We start from the raw sequence: 5,156 nt of genomic DNA, 5'->3' as shown, positions 1-5,156 counted from the left end.
GCAGGATAACGACCAGCATCTTCCCCGGCCTCAGACGCCTGCTGTGTCGCCACCACCCCCGCCTTCGCCCCCTGCACCCCGGCCATGGCGACCATCGCCGCCTGTCGGGCACCATTGCCTGCCAGCAAGGCCCCTTTTGTCAGCGCGGCAACGCGCCCGACACCCGCGGCCTGCGAGGCGTGCGCCGTACTCAGCATCGTCCCCACCGCCGTGCGGTACAGGGATGGCAGGCTTCTCCCCAGATTTATCCCCCCCTGGACCAGCTTCACCCCCCCGTACACCATCGACGGCGCGCCCACCCCCAGTGACGCCCACCCCAGCGTCGCACTCATCGCCGGATCCCTCTCCTCCAGCGCCCCGCTCGCTATTGCCAGCGCCCCCGACGCCACGTCCAGTACCGCCATCGACGCCGCCATCACCCCCAGCGATATCGCCCCCGCCGCCCCCAGGCCCAGCGTCGCCACTCCGATTACCACCGCCGCGATCCCCAGCCCTATCGACAGCCACCCGCTCCAGCTCAGGTGCCCCGTCGGGTCCGCGCGGTTCACCGGATCTCCCGCGCAGTACGCATACGGGTTGATCCCCCCCGCCCCAAACGGACTCAGACTGTCCGGGCAGTGAAAACGCATCAGCCCCGGATTGTACGCCCGGTAACCGTTCCCCAGGTGCGTCGTCCCCGTCACCGGATCACGCCGCTCCCCGTTCCACCCCCGCACGCTCTCCCCCTGACGCTCACTCCCGTGCTCCGTCCGGCTCCCCTGACCATACGGGCTGTACCCGTAGTCCCGGGTATGCCCGTCGTTCCCCGTCAGCACGCTCCCCTTCCCGTCCGTCCCCAGCAGCAGCGTCACCGCCTTCCCCCCCTGCCGCGTCGTCTGGGCCACACCCGTCAGCCGGATAAGCGTGTCGGTCTGCGTATCCTGTTTCTGCCCGTTACCTTTCGGGCTTACCCACTCATTGACCAGCCGGCTGCCCCGGTAGTACAGCCGGTGCAGCTGCTGTGTACTGTCCACCCGCTGCCACACCAGACGGTTACCGGCATCGTAGCCATATTCACCCGCCTGCCCGCCGTTTTGTGTGACCCGGACCAGACGGCCCGCTGCGTCATAGTGCAGCCCCCCCCCCGCCTCATCCTTCAGCAGGCGACCCGCCGCATCATAGTCCGCGTCGCTGAACGCCAGGTCCTTATAGCCCTGCGCGGACGCCTCCCGGTTGTACGTCACGGATATCAGCCGGCACGGGTCATGCTCTGCATAACCGTATGTCGCGGTAATCACCGCCCCGTGACCCCTGCTGTCCAGCGTGGTCTCGCAGGTCCGGATATTGCCCGGCGCATCGAACGTAAAACGCTGCCGGACAAACGCATTCCCGTGCGCGTCCCGCGGCAGCTGCGTGCCCGTCACCCGGTAATCCTGCAGGCGGCTGCGCGCATCATAGATGAACGTCTCATCGCACAGCGTTTCCGGCTGCCCATGATTAAGGGTGCGCGACAGCGTCCGGGTTTGCAGCTGACCGTTGATGTACCACGTCTGTGTCAGCGTCCGGACTTCCCCGTTGCTGTGGGTTATCGTCCGGATATGCTCCCGCCCGTACGCGTCCGGCACCATCTTCGTTGTCAGCGTCTGCCCGCCCTGCAGCGCCACCGCCGTCCAGCCGCTGACCCGGTTCAGGTCGTCGTACGCTGGTGTGACGGTGACACCGTTATCCGTGACCGACGCCACGCGACCGGCCAGCCGGCCACGGGTGATATAATGGTATGTGCAGGGGGCCCCCTCCACACCGGTGACCTGCTGCACACGCCCGGCCAGAGAGTGAACGGCATGGCTCCGCAGCACGCTCCCGCCGGACACCTGCTCCTCACGCCGCAGCCCCGCGCCCGACGGCCGGTAATACTGCCGGGTCAGGGTGTCGCCCTCCCGCGCATCCAGCATCTGCCCGGTCACCCTGTTGTAGCTGAACGTCTGCCCCACGGCCGGCAGCACGCCGTGCCTGTCCTCTGCCTTCACGCTCAGCACCGCATTCCCCAGCCGCGGGTCACTCTCCACGGTACACGTCACCCCGTCCGGCCCCGTGGTACTGTCTGTATGCGTCCGGGACAGCAGGTTCTTCTCGTAGACCGCCGTGGTGGTCCGCCCCGTCGCCTCATCCTTCCCGACCGTGCTGCTCACCACCCGACCCGCTGCGTCAAACCGCCTGACACCCTGCACGGTCGTCGCCTTCGTCACCGGGTCCGTGACGCTGATGCTCACGGCCAGACCCGCCGCACCGGACGGGGCATACCTTTTGTGGACAATCACCCCGTCCGGCAGGGTCGTGCTGACGACGCGCCCGAACACGTCATACGTGAACGCCGTGGTGTGTCCCAGCGGGTCGGTGCTTTTACGCAGCCGCCCCACGCCGTCCCACGCCTGCGTGACCGTACTGTATGGCGCATTCTTTTCCAGGTCCTCTGCGGTCGGGAACACCGCCGCCCTGACCACCCGGCCGGTGCGCGGGTCACCGTACGTGACCGTCCGCGGCGTCTCTTGCCCCTTCGCATCCGTCGTCCAGGCCGTGACCGTGCAGGCGACGGGGTCCGTCACCCGGTGGTGGGTCAGACCGTCGCTCCCCCGGGTGGACACCACCCGGCCCCAGTCGTCCCGGACCAGCGCGGTGGTGCTGACGGAGACCGGTGTTTGCAGCGCGGGAAGCGGATGCCCGGCCTCCCCCGTCTCCCCGGACGCCTCGTCCGCCCGCAGCCAGTCCGTGACCGCGGTGGACACCCCCTGACCCCGGGCATCATACTGGCAGACCGACGCCGTCAGCCAGGCCTGACGTTTCCCCTCCGGCCCGTCCACGTCCTGCACCTCCTGGCGCACCACCTGCCCCAGGGCATTAAACGTGGTCCTGACCTGGTTTTTCAGCGCGTCGGTGTGCACCACCTGCGTATGGCCCTGGCTGTCTGCCGGAAAATACTGCGTCCGGCTCGCCTGCCGGTAAGCCTCGTCCTCCGGATGCAGCGTCTGCCCTTTCGGCCGCCCCAGCGCATCATATTCACAGCGCACGACGTTGCCCGTGGCGTCCGTCAGGGACATCACCCGCCCCGTCAGCCCCGACACCACCCGGGAGGTGGTCACCACCGGGGCCGTGAAGTCCGGGTCTGCCGCATTTTTCATGGCGCTGACCGTCACGGTCCGGGTCTGCCGGTGCGTGGCCCCGTCATACGTGAACGTCAGGCCCGTTTCCGTTTCGTACGGATGGGCCGGGCTGGTTTCATTGTGAAACGCGCTCACCTGCCGCGTCAGACGCCCGAAGTCCCGGGCCGTCACGTCGCCCTGCTGATACTGGTACGTCATGCTGCTCCGGGCGGTGTGCTCTTCCGGCGTGCCGGCCGTCAGGTACACAAAGGTGGACACCGTGTGCGGCATAATGACCCCCGGCTGCCCCTGCTGACGTCCTTTTGCCCCGACGGCGATATCCGTGTACGTGTGTTCTTCCCGGGTGACCGGCTCGTCGCCGTACGCGGTGCGTACCGGGGTGACCGTCCGGCTCTTCAGGCAGCGCGCAAACCCGTGCGGGTCCGCCGGGCATTTGTCTCCCTCCCCCGACGCCGGGTACCAGGTCATCGTGATGACCGTCCCGTCCGGGGCCGTCTGCGTCAGCAGATTGCCGGTGTGCGCGTCGTACGCAGACCGGGCGGTCTCTGAGCGCGACGCGCTGCCCTGCTGCCAGGTCTGCGTCACGGTGTGGGGAAACGACCAGATGGCTTGCTGCTCTGCCAGCGTTTTGCTTTCGTCGGCATAATACTGAATGGCCTGCGTGTGCACGCAGGCCCGGCCCTCCAGCCAGGTCCTCTCCTCCGTCATCAGATGGAAACGGTTGTAGGTCCGGCGCACCACCGTATCCGGGTCGCCTCCGGCCCCCTTCAGACTGACTTCCGACCAGTAGTGGTACGGCTGGCGCAGCGACAGCAGGTTGTCATTGTCTGCATCGTATTCACTGTCACTGAACGCGGCCCCGTAACCCAGCCAGTTATGGTTGAGGGTCACAGTGTTGTCCCCGTCGTGACGGCTGTCGATGCTGTAGCGGTAGGTGGCGACCTGCGAGACCTCACCGTCGGCGGTGCTGACCTGGCTTTTCACCACGGCCGGCAGACGGCCCTCGCCGGACCGGACACTGAAGCGCATCTTCTTCTCCCAGGTCACCGTGTGGGTCAGGCCCGCCGGCGTGCGGACCGATTTCAGGGGGCAGACGTTGCCGGGAAAACGCAGGGTTTCACTGTCTTCCCAGCCCAGGGTCCAGACCAGTTTCTCCGCGGCGTCGCTGACATTGTGGATTTCGCTCAGGTAACCGTTTTTAGGGTAAAGCCTCAGGCGCATCTCTTCGTCTGTGCCCGGCCAGACCGTCATCGCCGGCACGTCGCCCCAGGTAAACCGGCACAATGTCAGGCCGTTCTCATCCTCCACGGTGGACAGGTGGGCAACGCCCTGCCCGGCCTGCCACGTCAGCGCGAGATGACGCCCGGTGGGGGCCACTATCCGGACCGGGAGCCAGAGGCTCTGCGTCTGCTTCTCCAGCACCTCGGTATGGCCGTCCTTATGCTGAATCAGGCACTGCATCACCCCGTTATCCCCCTTCACCTTGCTGAGACGAAACGTCGGGAGCGGGCACTGGCGCAGGGTCAGGCCGTCCCCGCCCAGGGTCCGGTTGACGCGGTAGCGCTCTCCGGAGCTGAGGAGCAGCTGTCCGGGGTTGACCGACTCATCATAGCGCGTGACGCCGAAGGTGCATCCGGTGCCCAGGCCGTACGGGTTGCCGGTCTGCAGGGCAGACCAGTTCAGGGTCAGGGGCAGGAACGGGGCCTGGTTCTCGCTGGCGGAGAGGGTGGCCAGGGGGAATGCGAAGGAGAAGAGGCCGGTGCGGGGGTCAATCCCCTCCTGCGCGCCGCTGATAAAGTTGTGGGCCTGAGACTCGGGGACGGGGGTGGGCATGGGAGACGCTCCTGAGAAGGGTAAGCAAAGGGAGGACGCAGCCGGAGAGCCTGTCCGTTAAAAGCGACGAGACGGTGCCCTATGCCTGCCCTGCTCCCGGCGAATATGTCGGACAACGCTCGCATGGATTTTTTTCTGAAACAAAAGGAAAATATTCACAACAGTCGCTGATTTTTGAATGCCGCA

General features: G+C 66.6%; 1 protein-coding gene. It reads right to left on the bottom strand.

Annotation, left to right across the window (positions count from 1 at the left end; genetic code table 11):
* Nucleotides 1–4,970 (bottom strand): RHS repeat-associated core domain-containing protein (locus B9Y90_RS25360; protein ID WP_085543064.1); only part of this gene is annotated, 4,970 nt, incomplete at its 3' end.
* Between the last annotated feature and the right edge of the window lie 186 nt (nt 4,971–5,156).

It is taken from the genome of Cedecea sp. NFIX57 (assembly GCF_900177785.1).
GTDB classification, from domain to species: domain Bacteria; phylum Pseudomonadota; class Gammaproteobacteria; order Enterobacterales; family Enterobacteriaceae; genus Cedecea; species Cedecea neteri_C.
This window is presented reverse-complemented; position numbering and strand designations above follow the sequence as displayed.